The sequence below is a fragment of the Achromobacter sp. GQ309 genome, assembly GCF_059759315.1.
Map to the genome: position 1 here is coordinate 1,122,316 of NZ_JCAXDP010000001.1, position 17,502 is coordinate 1,139,817.

15 protein-coding genes are annotated in these 17,502 nt (G+C 65.3%); 10 read left to right on the forward strand and 5 right to left on the reverse strand.

The genetic code is table 11. From position 1 onward, the window contains the following. The first annotated feature begins 8 nt into the window (after positions 1-8). Both AC6CIE_RS05205 and AC6CIE_RS05210 read left to right on the forward strand, forming a co-directional pair. Positions 9-1,658, forward strand: a complete 1,650-nt coding sequence (locus AC6CIE_RS05205) for a PepSY-associated TM helix domain-containing protein (protein WP_498091486.1) — start codon at positions 9-11, stop codon at positions 1,656-1,658. A 441-nt stretch (positions 1,659-2,099) separates the two neighbouring features. Beyond that, a complete protein-coding gene (locus AC6CIE_RS05210; RefSeq protein WP_498091488.1) occupies positions 2,100-5,438 on the forward strand; it encodes an autotransporter outer membrane beta-barrel domain-containing protein in 3,339 nt (1,112 codons plus the stop codon). A 26-nt stretch (positions 5,439-5,464) separates the two neighbouring features. Here AC6CIE_RS05210 and AC6CIE_RS05215 read toward each other — a convergent pair whose 3' ends face one another. Continuing rightward, positions 5,465-6,031 (reverse strand): hypothetical protein, encoded by a 567-nt coding sequence (locus AC6CIE_RS05215; RefSeq protein ID WP_498091490.1) that lies wholly within the window; start codon positions 6,029-6,031, stop codon positions 5,465-5,467. A 304-nt stretch (positions 6,032-6,335) separates the two neighbouring features. On the opposite strand from AC6CIE_RS05215, the gene AC6CIE_RS05220 reads away from it, so the two are divergent. The 3 genes from AC6CIE_RS05220 (at position 6,336) to AC6CIE_RS05230 (ending at position 8,683) form a co-directional block, all read left to right on the forward strand. Beyond that, entirely contained in the window at positions 6,336-7,169 is an 834-nt protein-coding gene (locus AC6CIE_RS05220) for a DUF4189 domain-containing protein (RefSeq protein WP_498091492.1), read from the forward strand. Positions 7,170-7,395: 226 nt separating this feature from the next. After that, entirely contained in the window at positions 7,396-7,743 is a 348-nt protein-coding gene (locus tag AC6CIE_RS05225; protein ID WP_175136402.1) for a VOC family protein, read from the forward strand. 10 nt (positions 7,744-7,753) lie between these two features. Continuing rightward, positions 7,754-8,683, forward strand: coding sequence for a CysB family HTH-type transcriptional regulator (locus AC6CIE_RS05230; protein WP_175136403.1), 930 nt, complete (start codon positions 7,754-7,756; stop codon positions 8,681-8,683). 69 nt (positions 8,684-8,752) lie between these two features. On the opposite strand, the gene AC6CIE_RS05235 is transcribed toward AC6CIE_RS05230, so the two are convergent. The 4 genes from AC6CIE_RS05235 to AC6CIE_RS05250 form a co-directional block, all read right to left on the reverse strand. Then, positions 8,753-9,589, reverse strand: a complete 837-nt coding sequence (locus AC6CIE_RS05235) for an alpha/beta fold hydrolase (RefSeq protein ID WP_175121403.1) — start codon at positions 9,587-9,589, stop codon at positions 8,753-8,755. Between the two features lie 147 nt (positions 9,590-9,736). Continuing rightward, positions 9,737-10,117: a response regulator transcription factor gene (locus AC6CIE_RS05240; RefSeq protein ID WP_498091494.1), complete on the reverse strand. Its 381-nt coding sequence runs from the start codon at positions 10,115-10,117 to the stop codon at positions 9,737-9,739. 116 nt (positions 10,118-10,233) lie between these two features. Further along, positions 10,234-10,884, reverse strand: coding sequence for a response regulator transcription factor (locus AC6CIE_RS05245; RefSeq protein ID WP_279971057.1), 651 nt, complete (start codon positions 10,882-10,884; stop codon positions 10,234-10,236). Further along, positions 10,881-12,758, reverse strand: coding sequence for a PAS domain-containing sensor histidine kinase (locus AC6CIE_RS05250; protein WP_498091496.1), 1,878 nt, complete (start codon positions 12,756-12,758; stop codon positions 10,881-10,883). Before AC6CIE_RS05250 ends, AC6CIE_RS05245 begins: the two co-directional genes overlap by 4 nt. A 326-nt stretch (positions 12,759-13,084) precedes the next feature. Here AC6CIE_RS05250 and AC6CIE_RS05255 point away from each other — a divergent pair, with 326 nt between their 5' ends. The 5 genes from AC6CIE_RS05255 (at position 13,085) to AC6CIE_RS05275 (ending at position 17,498) form a co-directional block, all read left to right on the forward strand. Then, entirely contained in the window at positions 13,085-13,603 is a 519-nt protein-coding gene (locus AC6CIE_RS05255; protein WP_498091498.1) for a Dps family protein, read from the forward strand. A gap of 63 nt (positions 13,604-13,666) precedes the next feature. Further along, positions 13,667-14,170: a redoxin domain-containing protein gene (locus AC6CIE_RS05260; RefSeq protein WP_452000526.1), complete on the forward strand. Its 504-nt coding sequence runs from the start codon at positions 13,667-13,669 to the stop codon at positions 14,168-14,170. After that, complete coding sequence (locus tag AC6CIE_RS05265; RefSeq protein WP_175136409.1) at positions 14,167-14,706, forward strand: DsbA family protein; 540 nt, start codon at positions 14,167-14,169, stop codon at positions 14,704-14,706. The genes AC6CIE_RS05260 and AC6CIE_RS05265 overlap by 4 nt, the downstream gene beginning before the upstream one ends. Positions 14,707-14,842: 136 nt before the next feature. Continuing rightward, positions 14,843-16,408 (forward strand): hypothetical protein, encoded by a 1,566-nt coding sequence (locus AC6CIE_RS05270; protein WP_498091499.1) that lies wholly within the window; start codon positions 14,843-14,845, stop codon positions 16,406-16,408. A 163-nt stretch (positions 16,409-16,571) separates the two neighbouring features. Then, complete coding sequence (locus tag AC6CIE_RS05275; RefSeq protein ID WP_498091501.1) at positions 16,572-17,498, forward strand: sulfurtransferase; 927 nt, start codon at positions 16,572-16,574, stop codon at positions 17,496-17,498. The last annotated feature ends 4 nt before the right edge of the window (positions 17,499-17,502 follow it).

Genomic DNA, 17,502 nt, shown 5'->3' on the forward strand with positions numbered 1-17,502 from the left:
TCGCCATCATGCGAGCCGACTACATCCGCATCTACAAATCCGTCCATACCTGGACGGGCATTCTGACCGGCATGGCGCTGTTCATTGCGTTCTACGCGGGCGCGCTTACCCTGTTCAAGGAACCTATCGCGCGCTGGGCGTCGCCGCGGCCGGACGTGGCGATGGCGCCGCTTGAAACCGCGCCCGACCTGATCGCCAAGACGCTGGCAGCGCGGCCCGACGTGGCCAAGGGCTTCACCATTCATCTGCAGCCCACCGAGAACGTGCCTGCGCGCATGGCATGGGAAGTGCGCGACCCGCAGGCCGACGACCATGACGAGTCATCCGTGCGGCATTATGTCGCCCGCCTGGACGCTGCCGGCGCCGTGCAGATCGGCGAGGCCGAGCCCAGCGGGCTGGGCAATTTCATCGACGTGCTGCATCGCGTGGTCGGTTTGCCGACGGACAGCGACCCCAACCGCTGGTTCATGGGCGTCGTCGCGTCGCTGTATGCGATTGCGCTGGTGTCCGGCGTCATCGTTCTGCTTCCTTCGCTGGTCAAGGACTTCTTCGCGCTGCGGGTGGGCAAGAACCGCAAACGCATGTGGCTGGACGCGCACAACGTGGTGGGCATCATCTCGCTGCCTTTCCATATCGTGATGGCGCTCAGCTCGGTCGTGTTCGCGTTTCACGATGGCATCTACGACCTTCAGGACCGGCTGATGTACGGCGGCAAGCTGGAATCGGTGTTTCAGCGCGGTGGTGGCGCTACGCCCGACGGCGCGCCGCGCGATCCGTCCGCCATGCTGCCGCCGCAAGAGTTGCTGCAGCATGCGGGCAGGCTGTCGCCATCGTTCGAGCCCATTGCGCTGCAGTATACGCAGGTGACCGCGCCACGCGCCATCGTCCGCATCTGGGGCAAGGACCCGGCCGCGGTGTCGCCCCGCGCCCGCGGCGGCTTCGTGGCGATGGACCCGTACAGCGGCAAGGTGCTCAACACCGACTATCTGCCGGGTCGTCAGGATGCGGCCAACCTGTGGGTCAGCAGCTTCTTTGCGTTGCACATGGCGTCCTTCGGCGGCGCGGCGGTGCAGTGGTTGTATTTCCTGCTGGGGCTGGCGGGCGCGTGGCTGTTCTACAGCGGCAACCTGCTCTGGATCGAGTCGCGGCGCAAGCGCGCGGACCGGCGAACCGGCGCGGTGCCGGTGCAGCGGCTCGACACGCGGTTGATGGCGTCCGCGACAGTGGGCGTGTGCCTGGGCAGCGTGTGCGGCATTTCGCTCATGATGTTCGCCGCCAAGGGTTTGCATGGGCATGTCGCCGACTTGGACATGTGGATCAAAGGGCTGTACTACGCGGCGTTCTTCGCGGCCATTGTCTGGTCGTTCGTGCGAGGCGGTGCTGCGGCGGCGGTGCATCTGCTATGGCTGGCGGCCGCGTTCACATTGGCAATTCCGTTGACCTCACTGTTGGGCGTGGTGGCGCCGTCAACCGGCTTGTGGGCGCACTCGTCGGCAGCAACGTTGGGCGTGGACGCGACCGCGCTGGCGATGGCGCTCGGGTTCACATGGATGGCGCGAGTCACGCAGCGGCGGCTGGCGCACGGCGAAGCAGACAGCGCGTGGGCGCTCCGGCGCTCGCGCCCCGAGGCAGACACCACAGCTGAAACGCACGCTTGAGCGCCGGGCCGGGCGCCCGGCGCCTCATACAAGCAAAAAAACCGCGCGCTCTTGCAGATTATTTGTCTCTCTGCCCGGCAATCAAATCGTCGTCAAAACATGAATACCAGACAGATCTGATTCAGTCAGAGTATTTGTGCTCAATGTTTATTCGGAAGGGTTTTCTAGCATTGACCCCTGATGCAAACGTCCTGCGTCGAGCGCGACCAATTGAAGTTGGCTGCGCCGCTCCCAGTCCACTCGCTGGGCGTGATGACGACGCGGATTTATCAGCCAATCCAAGCAGGGGGGAACATGCGTTGCGGGTGCGATTCTGTGGAAAGCGGCGTGCATGCGGTTTCAAAGGCAACCGGTCACGCAAAAATAAAAAATCCTATATTCGTTGATCGCGGGAACGCCGGCCCAGGTGCTTTCAGACACCGCCGTGCAACGTGTTTCATCGTGAGCGTGGCGATGCTGGCGCCGGTTTCGGCGCTGGCGGACATTATCGGTGAAAGCGGAGTCGCCGGCTTGGGTGGCATATCCGGCATGCGCGGCGGCGATGGCGGCGCCGGGCACACCGCTGTCGTTATCACGGACACCACGCCGTTCGAGAACGCGGAACGTCTGATCGGCGGCGCGGGTGGCGGTGGCGGCGGTGGCGGCGGGGGCGGGGGCCAGGTAAGCGGCAGCGGCGGAGCCGGCGGCAATGGCGGCCAGGGCGGACACGGTGTCGAGCTGTCCGCGGACGGCGCGGTGTTGACCAACCGGGATCTGATGCAAGGGGGCGCCGGTGGCGGCGGCGGGGGCGGCGGCGGCAGCGCGTTCAACATGGGGTCGGCCGCCGGCGGGAGAGGCGGCGATGGCGTGGGCGGCGCGGGCGGCGGCGGCGGCGGTGGCGGCGATATTCCCTTGAATGGAGTGCCTATGCTGCCAGGCGACGGCGGCAACGGCGGTCAGCCAGGGCTGGATGGCACCGTGGGCTCCGCTTTTTTTGGCGCCGGCGGCGGCGGTGCGGGCGGCAGCCTCAATCCGTTTGGCTGCGAAAGCGGCAACGGCGCCGATAGTGGTTGCGGTGGCGCGGCCGGGGCCGGCGGCGGGTTGGCCTACGGCGCGGGTGGCGGGCAGCCTGGCGCCTCCAACAACCTGAATGGCACGAACGGCGCGAACATCGTTTCTTCCCGGACTGGCGCCGGAGGCGGGGGTGGCGGCGCGCCCGGTGGCCTGGGGGGCAGAGGCGGCGGCGCCGAAGGCGGGCCTACGGGGTCAAGCGCTGGCGGAGCGTCGTTGGGCGGCTATGGCATACACGTCGTGGGGGCCAACACTGTGATCACGAACGCCGGCCGCATTGTCCCGGGCACGGGGTCGGAGCAATCGGTGGCGATCCTGTACGCCGACACGGCCCACAATTCAGTGCTGAGGTTGCAGGCCGGCAGCGATATCCAGGGCACCGTGGATGCCACCCGATCCACCAACAACACGCTGGTGCTTGACGGCGCGGCAGGCGTCGACCCGACGACCGGCGCTTCAATGGCTTTCGACGTTTCGAAGTTGGGCGCTGCAGGGGGCGTTGGCGCCAACAAGGACGTGTACCAGGGCTTCTCCGCTTTCGAGAAAGCCTCCGAAGGCACCTGGCAATTGGTCCATGCGCCCACGCAGGCACGCACCCCGTGGCGCATCACGGGCGGCACATTGGCCATTACCAGCGGCGACAGTCTTGGCAGCACGCTCGATGCCGTGACGCTGGACGGCGGAACGCTGCAGCTCCAGGACAACGCGGCCCTCCACCATGATGTGGTCGTTGACAGCACGGGCGCGATCAGCGTCGACGACGGACAGCAGTCAGTGCTGCACGGCGTGCTGACCGGAGACGGCAGCGATTTTGCCAAGACGGGCGGGGGCACCCTGGCCATCGCAGCCGACGGCAACTTCCACGGCGTCACGCATATTGACGACGGCACGCTGCAACTCGGCGCGGGCGGCACAAGCGGCGCCATCGGAAGCGGCGCTTTCATCAACCACGGCACGCTGGCGTTCAACCGCGCGGATGACTTTGTGTTCGGCAATGCGATCGCCGGCACAGGGAACGTGGTGAAAGCGGGCCCGGGCCTGACGACGCTGACGGGGCCGCTGACTTACACCGGCTTGACACTGCTGAACCAGGGAGAACTGGCCATTGACGGTACGACGCTGGGCTCGATGTCAAGCGCGGCGGGCGTCATGGCAAAGCTCCCGCCGCAACACACGCTGACCTTGCGCAATGCAGAGTTGAACGGCTGGATGCATGTGCCGGACACATTGAACGTGGATGCCTCCAGCCGCTGGAACATGTTCACCGGGCCGGACAATCCCGCATACAACCCCGTATACGCGACCACCAGTCACGGGACCATAATTAGCTTCGCTGGCGAGATCAACCTTGCCGGCCGCATCAACTTCATGCCGCCCGGCACGGCCAATGGCCTATCCGGCGGCAGCGTGCTGGTCGCCGACAACCTGAACGGCCAGGACGGTATCGTCCAACTGCATGTGCAGTCGACGGAAACCGGATTCACCGATCTCATTCGGCTCAACGGCGGCGCCGTCGGAACGACACATCTGGTTCTGCAAATGGATGAATCCTCCGTTGGGGACGCGCTTACCGGCGACGGCGTGATGGTTGTTCAGGCAAATGGCCCGACCGACAACGCGTTCGTGCAACGGGAGGAAACGCCAGGGGCAAACCGCAGAGGGGCTTTTCTCTACCGGTTGCAACACGGATCAAATGTTGTCAATGGCGTACAGGTTGCTCCGCATAATTGGTATGTGCGCAGCGAAGCGCGGCCCGAGGTTTCCCTGTATTCCCAACTGGGCAATCAGGCCGCGCGCCACGGAGAACTGACCGTCGGCACGCTGAATGACCGGATGGGGGCCACGGAAAGCCTGGCCCGCAAGGTTTACCCCATCGTGTGGGCACGCAGCCTGGCCGACTTGGGGCGTAATCACGGCAGCAGCGCCGGACTGGCCGCGCAAGACGTCGCGACGCGCTCCAGGCTGGCGGGCGTCCAGCTTGGAACCGACGTCTATGTAAACTTTCAAGGCTTGTCGCGGCGCAGTGCGGGGGTCTTTGCGTCAGCCAGCACCATGAAGACCGACGTGGACCATTATCTGGAAGTCAGCAAAGAAACCGTCGACGCGGGGCGTAGCGAGCAGTCGGCGTATAGCCTGGGCGGCTACTACACGCTGCTGGATGGAAAGGGCAGCTATCTGGATCTGGTCACGCAGGTCAGCCGCTACGACGTCAAGGCCAATTCGGCTGCGGGCGCAGGTCAGTTGACCACCACGGGGTGGGGCGGCTTGATTTCCGCGGAGGCCGGAAAATCATTCGCCGTCGGCGACGACGCCAGCAACCTCCGGCTTGAGCCCCAGGCGCAGGTGATCTATCAGCGGATCAAGTTCTCGGGCGGTCAGGACGACGCAAGCGCGGTGGAGTTTCCCGGCGTGAACAGCTTGACGGGCCGACTGGGCCTGCGCCTGTCCAGGACATGGGATGCCGATTCCGCCAAGGCCAGTACGGCTTGGGCGACGGTCAACCTTCTAACCACCGCAGGCCACTCGTCAAGCCGCTATGCGACGGCCACGCAGGGTGACATCACCTTCAAGAACAATCTTGCGGGTCCGCGAGCGGGTTTGACGCTGGGATACGACAGCCTGCTGGGCGGAAATACCTTCCTGAATGTTCAAGCCGGCACCGAACAAGGCATCGGTAGCCGCAAGTCCAGCAACTACAACCTCAACGCCGGGATCAAAATCATTTTCTAACGATGGCGCAGCATTGCACACGCTAATTACTTGACGACGTAATTCTTCGCCTCGGCCTCGCCCGCCCACTTGCGCAGCGCGCTGATGAACTCCGGGCACACATTGCCATCGACGCTGGTGTCGGTGATGACGCTGTCCTGCATGCGCATCAGCACCTTGCACTCATACACACGCGTGCGGTTGGCGTAGTGGCCGGTGCTGCTGTTCTGGAACACCGGCGTGGCCGCCGTGGTGTTGGTGGCGGGGATCATGCCCACGACCTGCTGGCTGGTGCTGTCCACCACCCATTCGGTGTAGGGGGCGGACTGGTAGTCCGACCATTCCAGCTCCATTGTGTTGCCGACCGCCCGGATTTTGGAGGGCTCGCCCAGCGCCGCAATGGCGTCGTCGATGGAGCGGCCTTCCATGTTCTTGGCCACGTTCACGCTAGGCGAAAACGACAGGCCCGATTTGAACACCTGGCTCAATGACGGCATCGTGGAGCTGCCCCCGGTGGGCATCGGCGCGCAGCCGGTCAGACCCAGCGTGAGGAGCAGGCCGGTCAACAGAAGGAAGGAACTGCGGTGTCGGTTGGAATGCGGTGTCGGCTTCATGGTGTGTGGTCCAGGCTTGCGGGGTGGCAGGTCCCTCGGTAGGCGAGGACACGGCGCCGATTGTTTCTGTTCGTGACGGGGCCATTGATCGCTGGCGCCCTCGACGGCAATTTGCGCGGCCGAGACAAGGATGGCCCGCGCTGAAAAGTGCGACATTTTTACCGAAAAAAGGGGCCGGAGTTCGCAATCCGAAGTGTGAAATTTGTTACCTAATATGCCGGTTGCGCAACGCCATAGAGGGACGGACCCCGGGGACGCTGCGCTAAGATCGTCCCCGCCCAATCCACTGCATTTCACGACGATCATGCCCGCTCGCTTTCAATTCCTGATCCGCGCCGCGTTTGCGGCCCTAACCCTGGTGGCGGGGCTGGCATCGCCCACGGCCCACGCCGCCGAAAAGCTCTACGGCGGCATCGCCACGGACGGCAAGCATTCCCGGATTTTCTGGGTGCTGCCCGAGACCGACGGCAAGGCGGCCGAAGCCGCCGCGCTGGCCGAATGCCGCAAGGCCGGCGGCAAGGAATGCAAGGTCTTGAGCTGGTTCTCCGACAGCTGCATGGTGTACGCGCGCAACTCCGTTCAGGATCTGTTCCCGGGCAACAGCGTGTCGCCCGAGATGGCCGCCAAGAAGGCGATCCGGCGTTGCACGGCCGGCAGCCCCGATGGCAAATGCCGCCTGACCACCATGCCGCTGTGCGTGGGCCCGGGTTACAGCGCCGCCGACATGCAGGCGCCCGTGAAGGCCACGCCCGCCGATCTGGAGCGGCTGTCGGCCAAGCTGAACCAGCGCGAATACTGGGGCGCCATCGCCGAAAACGAAGAAGGCGGCCTTCTCTATGCCGACGGCTATCCCAACGAAAACGATGCGCTGTCCAAGCTGCTGGATTGGGAAGACTGCAAGGGCTGCCGGAAGGTGCTGACGTACACCGACAGCTGCGTCGGTCTCGCGTGGCCCAAGGGAGCCAAGGGGCGCGGCACCAACTTCACCGTCCTCAACCCGGACCCGAAGACGGCCCGCGATGAGTCGCGTGCCGCTTGCAGCGCCAAGACCGGCAGCCCCGCTTGCGTGGCGATGGTGCGTTGTTCCGGCCGTTCGTATATCGACGGCTATGCGGGCGAGGACCAAAAGCCGAACTGACGGCGGCGCACGATGCCGCTTGCAACATGACGGGCCTGAGGGCCCGTTTTTGTTGTTGAAGCCGCCGCGTGGCGCGTTGTGCCAACGCGAGCAAACGATCGTCGAACATATGCAAATAAGCCCGCGTCTTTAAGGCTTCTGGCAATGTCCAAGCAATTACAACCTCTTTGTCTGGTTGTACTTGCGCGGCCTAGAATCAGCCTTGTTCCATAGCAGGCGGCAGGGCATGTCATCGCGACTTTCGATCGAATCGGTACAGCTTCCATTCCTGTCGCAACGGCATCAGGCCGTCCGCGACTTCTACCATCGGATCATCGGTTTGGAAGAGATGCCGGGCGACGGCGACCGCCTGCGATTCGCCTTGGGCGACGCCACGTTGTCGCTGTCGCCGGTGGACGAAGTGAGCCGCGCGGTCAAACCCGACTACCTGGGCATCAAGGCCAGCGCCTACGACGACATCCTGTCGCGCCTGCGCCAGGCGGGTCATCATCCCGTGTGCTCGCTGCCGGATGCGCTGCCGCGTGTCATGTACGTGAAGGATCCTTCCGGCAATCAGCTGGCTATCCTGGACTGAGGCGCGCTCGATGAACTTCCAGCAATTGCGATCCGTGCGCGAAGCCGTGCGCCGCGACTTCAACCTGACCGACGTTTCAGAAAGCCTGCACACCTCCCAGCCTGGCGTCAGCCGGCAGATCCGCGAACTGGAAGAAGAGGTGGGCGTCGACATCTTCGTGCGTTCGGGCAAACGTTTGATCGGTCTTACGCCGCCCGGCGAATTGATCCTGCCGCTGGTGGAGCAGATCCTGCAGGCGGCCGACAACATCCGGCATGCGGGCGCGGAGTATGCGGACAGCCGGACAGGCGTGCTCTCGATCGCGGCCACGCACTCGCAGGCGCGCTATGCCTTGCCGCCGGTCATCAAGGAATTTCGCCAGCGCTACCCCGAGGTCGTGCTGCATCTGCACCAGGGCTCGCCCAGGCAGGTCTCGGAGATGCTGCTCGAAGGCGAGGCCGACATCGGCGTGGCGACCGAAGCCGTGGCGGACTACCCAGGCCTGGTGAACCTGCCGTGCTACCGGTGGAGTCACAGCGTCATCGTGCCGCGAGGTCATCCGCTGGCGCGCCAGCACGACGGCGTCACGCTGTCGCAGCTATCGCGCTATCCCATCATCACGTATGGGCGCGGCTACACGGGCCGCGCGCATATCGACGAAGCCTTTGCACGCGCCGGCATCACGCCCGACATCGTCATGACCGCGATGGATGCGGATGTGATCAAGACGTACGTGGAACTTGAATTGGGCGTCGGCATCGTGGCCGCAGTGGCCTGGGACGCCGAGCGCGACAGCCGGCTGTGCGCCATCGATGCGCGGCATCTGTTCGAGATCAACCTGACGCGGCTGGCGATCCGGCGCGGCGCATGGCTGCGCGGCTACGCCTTCCATTTTGTGGAGATGTTCGTGCCCACGCTGACACGGGAAGTGGTGGAGCGAGAGCTGAAGGGCGACGGCTGAGGCCGCCGTCATCGGGGCGAAAAAAAAGGAAGGCGCGGTGCCTTCCTTTTTCATTTCGCAACTACCGGATCAGCTCTTGATGAATGCCAGCAGGTCGGCGTTGATCACGTCCGCGTGGGTCGTCAACATGCCGTGCGGGAAGCCCGGATAAACCTTCAGCGTGCCGTTCTTGAGCAGCTTGACCGACAGGCGCGAGGCGTCGTCGATCGGCACGATCTGGTCGTCGTCGCCATGCATCACCAGCGTCGGCACGCTGATGGCCTTCAGGTCTTCGGTCTGGTCGGTCTCGGAGAAGGCCTTGATGCCTTCGTAGTGCGCCTTGGCGCCGCCGATCATGCCCTGGCGCCACCAGTTGTTGATCACGCCCTGCGAGACCTTGGCGCCGTCGCGGTTGAAGCCGTAGAACGGGCCCGCGGCCACGTCCAGGAAGAACTGCGCGCGGTTGTCGGCCAGCGCCTTGCGGAAGCCGTCGAAGACTTCGATGGGCGTGCCGCCCGGGTTGGATTCAGTCTTGACCATCAGCGGCGGGACGGCGCTGACCAGCACGGCCTTGGCGACGCGGCCCTGCGGCTCGCCGTGGCGGGCGACGTAGCGGGCGACTTCGCCGCCGCCCGTCGAGTGGCCGATGTGCACGGCGTTGCGCAGGTCCAGATGTTGAACCACGGCGGCGGCATCCGCGGCGTAGTGGTCCATGTCGTGGCCGTCGCTGACCTGGGTGGAGCGGCCGTGGCCACGGCGGTCGTGCGCAATGACGCGATAGCCCTGGGCGAGGAAGAACAGCATCTGGGCGTCCCAGTCATCGCTGGACAGCGGCCAGCCGTGGTGGAACATGATGGGCTGGGCCGTCTTGGGGCCCCAGTCCTTGTAGAAGATTTCAACGCCGTCGGGGGTAGTGATCGTGCTCATGTCTGGTTCTCCGGGGGGGTAGTTGGACCGCAGGGATAGACTAGGGCCTTATGCGTCACCGGGAAATCCTACGCTGGGCTTGGCGCGTCATACAAAGGTATAGGCGGGCTTTGGCGGCGGATGTGTCCAATCTGCCACCTCCCGCCTTTACGCGGGCTGCGCGCCCTGCAGCGCGTCGGCCACGCACTGCGCCATGGCTTGGCCGTCCACCGGCTTGTCCAGGTAGGCACAGGCGCCCAGCGCCAGCAGCCGTTGCCGCGCCGCCTCGGTGGGGAAGGCCGTCATGAAGATCAGGGGAAAGCGGCGCCCCGACGCGATGAGCTCGGCCTGCAGCTGATCGCCCGTCATGGGCGACATCTGGACATCGGTGATCATGCAGTCCGGGTCGCTGCCTCGCGGGTCGTTCAGGAACTCGGGACCCGAGCCATAGGCGCGTACCTCGTAACCAAGCGAGCGAAGCAGGCTGCACAGCGCGATCCTGACCCCATCGTCGTCGTCGACAACCGCGATAGTGGGAGTGTGGTTCATGTAAGAAAATCCTTCGGGCCGGTCGGATCACGAGGCGCATCCGATGACCGGCATGTTCCGTTATGAACCTTTGCGCCTGCCGCGAAAATCATACAGAGGTTTGTCCCATCCCCGGGTCAGGACGCGGAAACGCCCAGCGCCTCGGCATGGCGGACCAGATCGGCGAGCGATCGGACCCCCATCTTGCGCATGACGTGGCCGCGGTGGATCTTGACGGTGATCTCGCTCAGGCCGATCAGGCCCGCCACCTGCTTGTTCATCAAGCCCGACACCACGTGCGCCATGACCTCCCGCTCGCGCGGGGTCAGGGTCTCGTAGCGGGCGCGCAGGCCGTCCATGGCTGCATCGCGGGAGCGGCGCTGCGTGTCGCGCTCGATGGCGGCCGAAACCGCATCCAGCATGTCCTGTTCGCGGAATGGCTTGGACAGGAAGTCGACTGCGCCGGCCTTCATGGCGCGCACGGTCATGGGAATGTCGCCGTGACCGGTGATGAACACGATCGGCAGGTCGATGCCTTGGCGGATGAGCTGGTCCTGGAAGTCCAGGCCGCTGATGCCCGGCAGCCGCACGTCCAGCACGATGCAGCCGGGCGCGTCGGGAATCTGGGTCTGCAGCAGTTCGGCGGGCGACGCGCACAGGGTGGTGCGCAGGCCGATCGAGCGGAACAGGCTGTCCAGCGAGGCGCGCACGCTGGCCTCGTCGTCAACGACGATCACCTGGGATTGCGGAGCGGCGGGCGCGGCCCCGGTGGCGGAGAGGTGGTTCATGTGGAAGGGTTCCCCTGCGTGGTGGCGAGCGTCAGCGTGAAGGCCGCACCCGCGCCAGGCTTGTTTTCGACGGTAAGGCTGCCGCCATGGGCCTGCGCCGTGGTGCGGCAGATCGGCAGGCCCATGCCCATGCCTTGCGGTTTGGTGGTGAAGAAGGGATCGAACAGGCGTTCCAGGTCGTCCGGCGCGATGCCCGGACCGGTATCGCCCACGGAAACGGCGACCAGACCGTCGTCGTGGCGCCGGGCGCTGACGGACAACTGGCGGGCCTGCGTCTGGCCAGACATGGCCTGGCTGGCGTTGACCATCAGGTTGACCAGCACCTGCTGAAGCTGGATCCGGTCGCCCATGATGAGCGGCAGGCCCGGCTCGATGTCCACCTGCAGCGCCACGCGCTCGCGCGTGAGTTCGTGTGCGACCAGGCGGGTGGCTTCGTCGATGACGGCGCCGATATCCAGCGGGGCCTGTTGCACCGGCGCCTTGCTGAGGAACGCACGAATGCGTTTGACGATCTCGCTGGCGCGCCGGCCTTCGGAAATGATGCGTTCCATGGCCAGCTCGACCTCATGCAGATCGGGCTGGGTACGGCGCAGCCAGCGCATGCCCGCGTCGCCGCTGGTGACGACCGCCATCAAGGGCTGGTTGACTTCGTGCGCGATCGACGCCGTCAGTTCGCCCAGCGTGGCGACACGCGCCGCGTGCGCGAGTTCGGTCTGCGCCAGCAGCAGCGCGTCCTGCGCCTGCCTGCGCTCGGTGATGTCCACGACAAAGACCAGCACGGAACCGTCCACGTCGTCGGCCGGCGGGAAGGTGATGGTGAACAGCACCGGCACCCGCGAGCCGTCCGCGTGCACCACCTCGGTCTCGCCTTCGTGGAAGGCGTCGCCCTGGGCAAACGCCGTCAGGGACCGCGCAAACATGCGGTCGTCTTCGCACAGGATGTCGTCCACGGAGTAGGGCGCGCTTGGAGCGGCCGGCCGGCCCACCATGGCCAGGAACGCGGGATTCATGTCATCCACGTCGGTCAGCTTGCGCATCTGGCCGATGAATTCGGGATGCTGGGCGAGGTGAGCGGTGAGGGCGGGGCCATCCATCAGACCCAGGGCGGTCAGCTCGGTGCGCACGGCGCGCCAGTCTTCCTGGATGACACCGATGCGGCTGGCGTCGAACATGCGGCGGTAGCGTCTTTCGCTGCTGACCAGCGCGGTGTAGGCGGCCTTGCGGTCGGTGACGTCGCGATGCGTTTCCATGACGCCGGTGACCCGGCCCTGATGATCCCGTTGAAGCACCCAGCGGCTTTCCAGCACCAGCGTGGCGCCGGCCTGGGTCTTCTGTTCCAACGTACCGTCCCAGCTGCCGGTAGACAGGAGTTCGGCCTCGATGGCCTCGCGGCGGTCGGGGTAGCGGGTATGCAGCAGGTCATCGGCAACGCGGCCCAGCGCCATGCTGGCGGGCCAGCCATAGGCGTCCTCGGCGGTGCGGTTCCAGAAGTTGATCACGCCTTGGTGGTCGCGCACGAAGATCATGTCGTGCGACAGATTGAGCAGGCGCGCCTGCGCGGCGAGCCTGCGGGTGGCGCTCTGGTTCTGAAGCGCCAGAAGCGCCGCAATGCCGATGGCGGCCAGGCTGACCAGCGCCCGGGCCGTGGGCGAACCCACATGGTTCAGACCGTGGGAATTCAAATAGGCCGCGATGGTGAGCACGATGCCGCCGGTGCCCGCCACGATGATGTCCAGGCGCCGGAATGTGCGCGCCGCAAGCAGCACCACCACGACATAGAGCACGGCCACGGCGCCGTCGAAGTCGGTGAACGTGTCCACCACGGCAATGACCAGCGCCAGCAGCAGGGCGGCCGCGCGAAACAGAAATTGCATGCGATGCGGGCCCGCGGTCTCCGGGGCGCCGGGACGCGACTGCTGCGGCGGCTGGCCAGGTGCGCGGCCGAGTGTCGACGTGAGCAAGATCTACCTCTGGGTAAGGGCGCGCGCGTCGGGCAGGAAACCGGGGGCACGCAATGAGACCCGCACATTATCAGCCATCTTTGGAAGAAGACACGCGTATTTCCTGGGTAAACCTTGGTATGACCCGAGAAAACGATGAGCCGATTTTGCTGGCGGGGCGCCGTGGCTATTCTGGTTTCCATCGGGAATCGAAGCCCGAATCGTGAAGCCAACCCCTGAAGCCAACCCGGAGAAATTCCATGAACGATCTTTCGCTTCAAAGCCGCATCACCGCTCCCCTGCGCACCCCCACCGACCTGGGCGCCGAGGCCAGGGTCGACATCGCCGCCGCCCTGACGGGCCTGCTGGCCGACATGTTCGCGCTGTATCTGAAGACCAAGAACTTTCACTGGCATATGTCGGGTCCGCACTTCCGCGACTACCACCTGTTGCTGGACGAGCAGGGCGATGAAATCTATGCCACCACGGACGTGATTGCCGAACGCGCCCGCAAGGTGGGCGGCACCACGCTGCGTTCGATCGGCCACATCCAGCGCCTGCAGCGCCTGGCCGATAACGACGCCGACTACGTGACGCCCGAGGACATGCTGGCCGAGCTGGCCGACGACAACCGCCGTCTGACGGGCTTCCTGCGCGCCACGCACGCCGTGTGCGAGGAACACAACGACGTCGCCTCGACCAGCCTGATCGAAAACTGGATCGACGAGGCCGAGCGCCGCACCTGGTTCCTCTACGAATCGACCCGCGCCGCACGCTGATCCGACCCGGCCACATGCAGTCCTGACCTTGGCGCCGCGTGCGGCGCGTCCAGGAGACGTTTCATGTCATACGACTATCCCGCGGCCGTCCTGCCTGCCGGCACGACCGCTCCGTCCTTCGCCTTGCCGGCCACGCCGGACCAGACGGTTGCGCTGGAAGAATTGCGCGGCCGGCCGCTGATCCTGGCGTTCTATCCCGCGGACTGGAGCCCTGTCTGTGGCGACCAGATGGCGCTGTACAACCAGATCCTCCCTGAATTCCACAAGGCCGGCGCGCAGCTGGTCGGCATTTCGGTGGACGGGGTCTGGTGCCACGCCGCGTTCGCCGCGGACCGCAAGCTGCATTTCCCGCTGCTGGCGGATTTCGAGCCCAAGGGCGACGTCGCCCGGCGCTACGGCGTCTATCGCGAACAGGAGGGCATCGCTGATCGTGCGCTGTTCGTCATTGACGCCGAGGGCGTCATCCGGTGGAGCTATGTGTCGCCGCTGGGCATCAACCCGGGCGCTGACGGCATCCTGGACGCGCTGGACAAGCTTGCCCCCGCTTTGCAAGGAGTTCAATCATGAGCCGCCTTTTCATCCCCGTGAATGCCCAAGATCACGCCGAAGGGCCGGACACCGCGCCCGTGACGCTGGTGGAGTATGGCGATTACGAATGTCCGTATTGCGGCGAGGCCTATCCCGTGCTGAAGGCGGTGCAGCGTGCGCTGGGCGACCGGCTGCGCTTCGTCTTCCGCAACTTTCCCATTTCGGAACTGCACCCGGACGCGGTCGCGGCGGCGGAATTTGCGGAGGCCGCCGCGCAGGCGGGCAAGTTCTGGCAGGCGCACGACATGCTTTATGAGCGCCAGAACGCGTTGAAGGAGAGCGATCTGTTCGCCTATGGCGAGGAGATCGGCTTGTCTCCGCAGGTGCTGCACCGCGCCTTTGGCGGGGCATTCGATTCCAAGATTGAAGTGGACTTCAGCGGTGGCGTGCGCAGCGGCGTGAACGGTACGCCCACGCTTTTCATCAATGGCGTGCGGTACGACGGCCCGCGCGATGCGGACAGCCTGATTGACGCGCTGAACCAGGCGGCGCGTACCGCGCCGGTCCATGCGTGAAGGGGTAGGGACCGGCATCGCCCGGTCGCCGCGTTGCCCTGGGACTTAAGTCTGGCGTTTTGCTGCCGTTACATTTCTCAAAGGAACCCCGGCCGGGTGGCAGGCTTGCCTCCGGCTTTCCAGAGGAAGAGACGCCATGACATCCGTTGCCTCCATCGGCCCCGTGACCACGATCGGTCTGGCGCCGCCAGCCACCGGCGTGACCCGTGCGGGCGACGAGGCCGATATCGCGGCCGTGCCTGCATCGACGACGGTCACGCTTAGCCAAGGCACGTCCCCCGCGCTGACCTACACCTCGCAGCCGGCGGCCGCGGGTGTGGTCTGGGAGCGCGACGCGGCGGACAAGGTGTCCTCCGTCATCGCCGACACGATTTCCGCGCGCACGCTAGCCGGGCGCCTGGAAGGCGTGGCTTCTGCGCTGCTGGATCGGTTCCAGACCGACGGCAGCAATTATTCGCAGTCTGCCAGGTTGTCGCCGGGCGCCGGCCAGATCGACGCCCTGGGCAACGTGCAGGCAGGTACGGCCACGCAGGCCGAGGATGCCTACACGCTGCGCATCACCACGGCCAGCGGCGTGAAAGTCCAGGTCAGCCTGACCAACACCGCAGATGGCATTGGGGTGCAGATCGACGTGGCCGAGGGCGAGCTGTCCGAGACCGAGCGCAAGGCCATCGCTGGTCTATCCGAGGCGTTCCAGGACGCGGTGGATGGCCTGGCGTCGGTGCCGCCGCGCATGGCGTGGTCCAGCCTGGCCAAGTTTGATTCCGCAGTGCTGTCGTCGGTATCGCTGCAGGCCACGACCACGACGGATGGTGTCGTCTCGCAATCCATCGATTTTTCCGCGGACAGCAAGCAGCGGTCGCTGACCATCAAGAACGCCGACGGCGTGGTGAAGGTCGACGTCGACGTAAGCAAGGCCGCGCTCTTTGGCAATGCGCAGCAGCGCGCTGCGGCCGTCAGCGATTATCTGCAGCAGTTCGACGCGGCCCGCAGCCGCGGCAAGGGCAACGAGGCCATGATGGCGGTGTTCAAGGACGCATTTGCCGAACTGCACCAGAGCTACGAAGCCGGCGCCGCCCCGTCCAGCCAGTCGCCGCGCATCGTTGCCGCTGGCTACACGTATCGCAGTCTGCTGTCGGGCGTGGCCGACTTCTCGGCCTCGATCTCGCAGACCATGGACGCGAGCAATCCGTACAAGACCAGCGAAGTCGACCAGTTCACCTATCAGGTCTCGCAGAGCAGCAGCACGAGCGGCCGGCCCTTGTTCGACCTGGGCGTCAAGCAGGAACAGCGCGCCACTCTGACCGCCAGCTACCATTTGGCACTGACACCGCAGCAGACGCTTGATCTGTCCAAGGACAAGGACTCGCAGAACTACAAGTTCATCCAGATCAAGGACGAGGTCACCAGCCAGACCGGCATCCAGTACGAGCTGGGCGCGCTGGCCGAAGCCACTTTCACGCATACCCGCAATCTGTCGACGCGGGTGCAGTCGTACGTGAAGGGCGAGCTGATCGAAGACACCTTGACCCCCGTGATTGAAACCCGCACGCGCGACCTGCTGTCGCTGGTGCGTGCCGCGGAGCTGGAACCTTCGGAGAGCGAGCGCCTGCAGCGCCGCGACCCTGCAGCGGCGGATGCGATGCTGCTGAACAAGCATCTGGCGCTGTCGCGCGCAGTGGCGCGGGAACGGCAGGACTGAGCGGATTGCGTCGGGCAAAGCCGCACGTCTTGCCCGCTCCGCAACCTGACAATCACCTGAATCGGTAATCAGAATATAAAAACAATGTCGTTCCCGGCTTGGGAGCGACCCGATATCGTCCGGATTCCAAGGGCTCGTCAGCAGCCCACCTCAGGAGAATCCGATGTCCCTACGCACTCTGCTGGCCGGCGCCTTTGCCGCAGCGGCAACCCTGGCCGCAGCGCCGGCCGCGGCGCAGCACGCCAAGTATCTGGTTTCGACAGAATGGCTGGAAAAGAACCTCAATGATCCGAAGGTGCGGGTCGTGGAGGTCAGCGTCAACCCGGGCCTGTATGAACGCGGCCACATCCCGGGCGCGGCCAACGCCAGCTGGCACACCGACCTGGTCGACACCGTCAACCGCGACATCGCGCCACCGCCGCAGTTCCAGGCGCTGCTGGCCCGCTCCGGCATCAACCCGGACACCACGACGATTCTGTACGGCGACAACAACAACTGGTTCGCCGCGTGGGGCGCCTGGATCTTCGACATCTATGGCGTGGACAACGTCAAGATTCTGGACGGTGGCCGCAAGAAGTGGGAGTCCGAAGGGCGGCCGCTGTCCAACAGCGTGAAGGTCCACGCGGCCGGCACGGTCAAGGTCAAGGACGCGAATCCCGCGTTGCGCGCGCGTCTGCAAGACGTGCTGGCCGTGGCGCGCAAGGAGAAGGACGGCGTGCTCGTCGACATCCGGTCGGCGGACGAATACAACGGCAAGATCTTCGCGCCCAACGGCGTGCCGGAGTTGGCGGTGCGCGCGGGCCACGTGCCGGGCGCGGTGAACGTCACGTGGAGCAAGCTGGTTGCCGAGGACGGGACGTTCAAGTCCGCGGACGAGCTCAAGGCGATCTATCAGGCGGCGGGCGTGGATGGCACCAAGCCCATCATCACGTACTGCCGCATTGGCGAGCGCTCCAGCCATTCGTGGTTTGCGCTGAGCAAGCTGCTGGGCTACGACGTTCGTAACTATGACGGATCGTGGACGGAGTACGGCAACAGCGTCGGCTCGCCCATCAGCAATCCGGCGGGCACCGTGTGGGGCAAAACCTGAGTGA

Coding starts and splice junctions, on each gene's coding strand:
- AC6CIE_RS05205 (WP_498091486.1), top strand. CDS start 9: ATGCGAGCCGACTACATCCGCATCTACAAATCCGTCCATACCTGGACG.
- AC6CIE_RS05215 (WP_498091490.1), bottom strand. CDS start 6,031: ATGAAGCCGACACCGCATTCCAACCGACACCGCAGTTCCTTCCTTCTG.
- AC6CIE_RS05220 (WP_498091492.1), top strand. CDS start 6,336: ATGCCCGCTCGCTTTCAATTCCTGATCCGCGCCGCGTTTGCGGCCCTA.
- AC6CIE_RS05225 (WP_175136402.1), top strand. CDS start 7,396: ATGTCATCGCGACTTTCGATCGAATCGGTACAGCTTCCATTCCTGTCG.
- AC6CIE_RS05230 (WP_175136403.1), top strand. CDS start 7,754: ATGAACTTCCAGCAATTGCGATCCGTGCGCGAAGCCGTGCGCCGCGAC.
- AC6CIE_RS05235 (WP_175121403.1), bottom strand. CDS start 9,589: ATGAGCACGATCACTACCCCCGACGGCGTTGAAATCTTCTACAAGGAC.
- AC6CIE_RS05240 (WP_498091494.1), bottom strand. CDS start 10,117: ATGAACCACACTCCCACTATCGCGGTTGTCGACGACGACGATGGGGTC.
- AC6CIE_RS05245 (WP_279971057.1), bottom strand. CDS start 10,884: ATGAACCACCTCTCCGCCACCGGGGCCGCGCCCGCCGCTCCGCAATCC.
- AC6CIE_RS05250 (WP_498091496.1), bottom strand. CDS start 12,758: ATGCAATTTCTGTTTCGCGCGGCCGCCCTGCTGCTGGCGCTGGTCATT.
- AC6CIE_RS05255 (WP_498091498.1), top strand. CDS start 13,085: ATGAACGATCTTTCGCTTCAAAGCCGCATCACCGCTCCCCTGCGCACC.
- AC6CIE_RS05260 (WP_452000526.1), top strand. CDS start 13,667: ATGTCATACGACTATCCCGCGGCCGTCCTGCCTGCCGGCACGACCGCT.
- AC6CIE_RS05265 (WP_175136409.1), top strand. CDS start 14,167: ATGAGCCGCCTTTTCATCCCCGTGAATGCCCAAGATCACGCCGAAGGG.
- AC6CIE_RS05270 (WP_498091499.1), top strand. CDS start 14,843: ATGACATCCGTTGCCTCCATCGGCCCCGTGACCACGATCGGTCTGGCG.
- AC6CIE_RS05275 (WP_498091501.1), top strand. CDS start 16,572: ATGTCCCTACGCACTCTGCTGGCCGGCGCCTTTGCCGCAGCGGCAACC.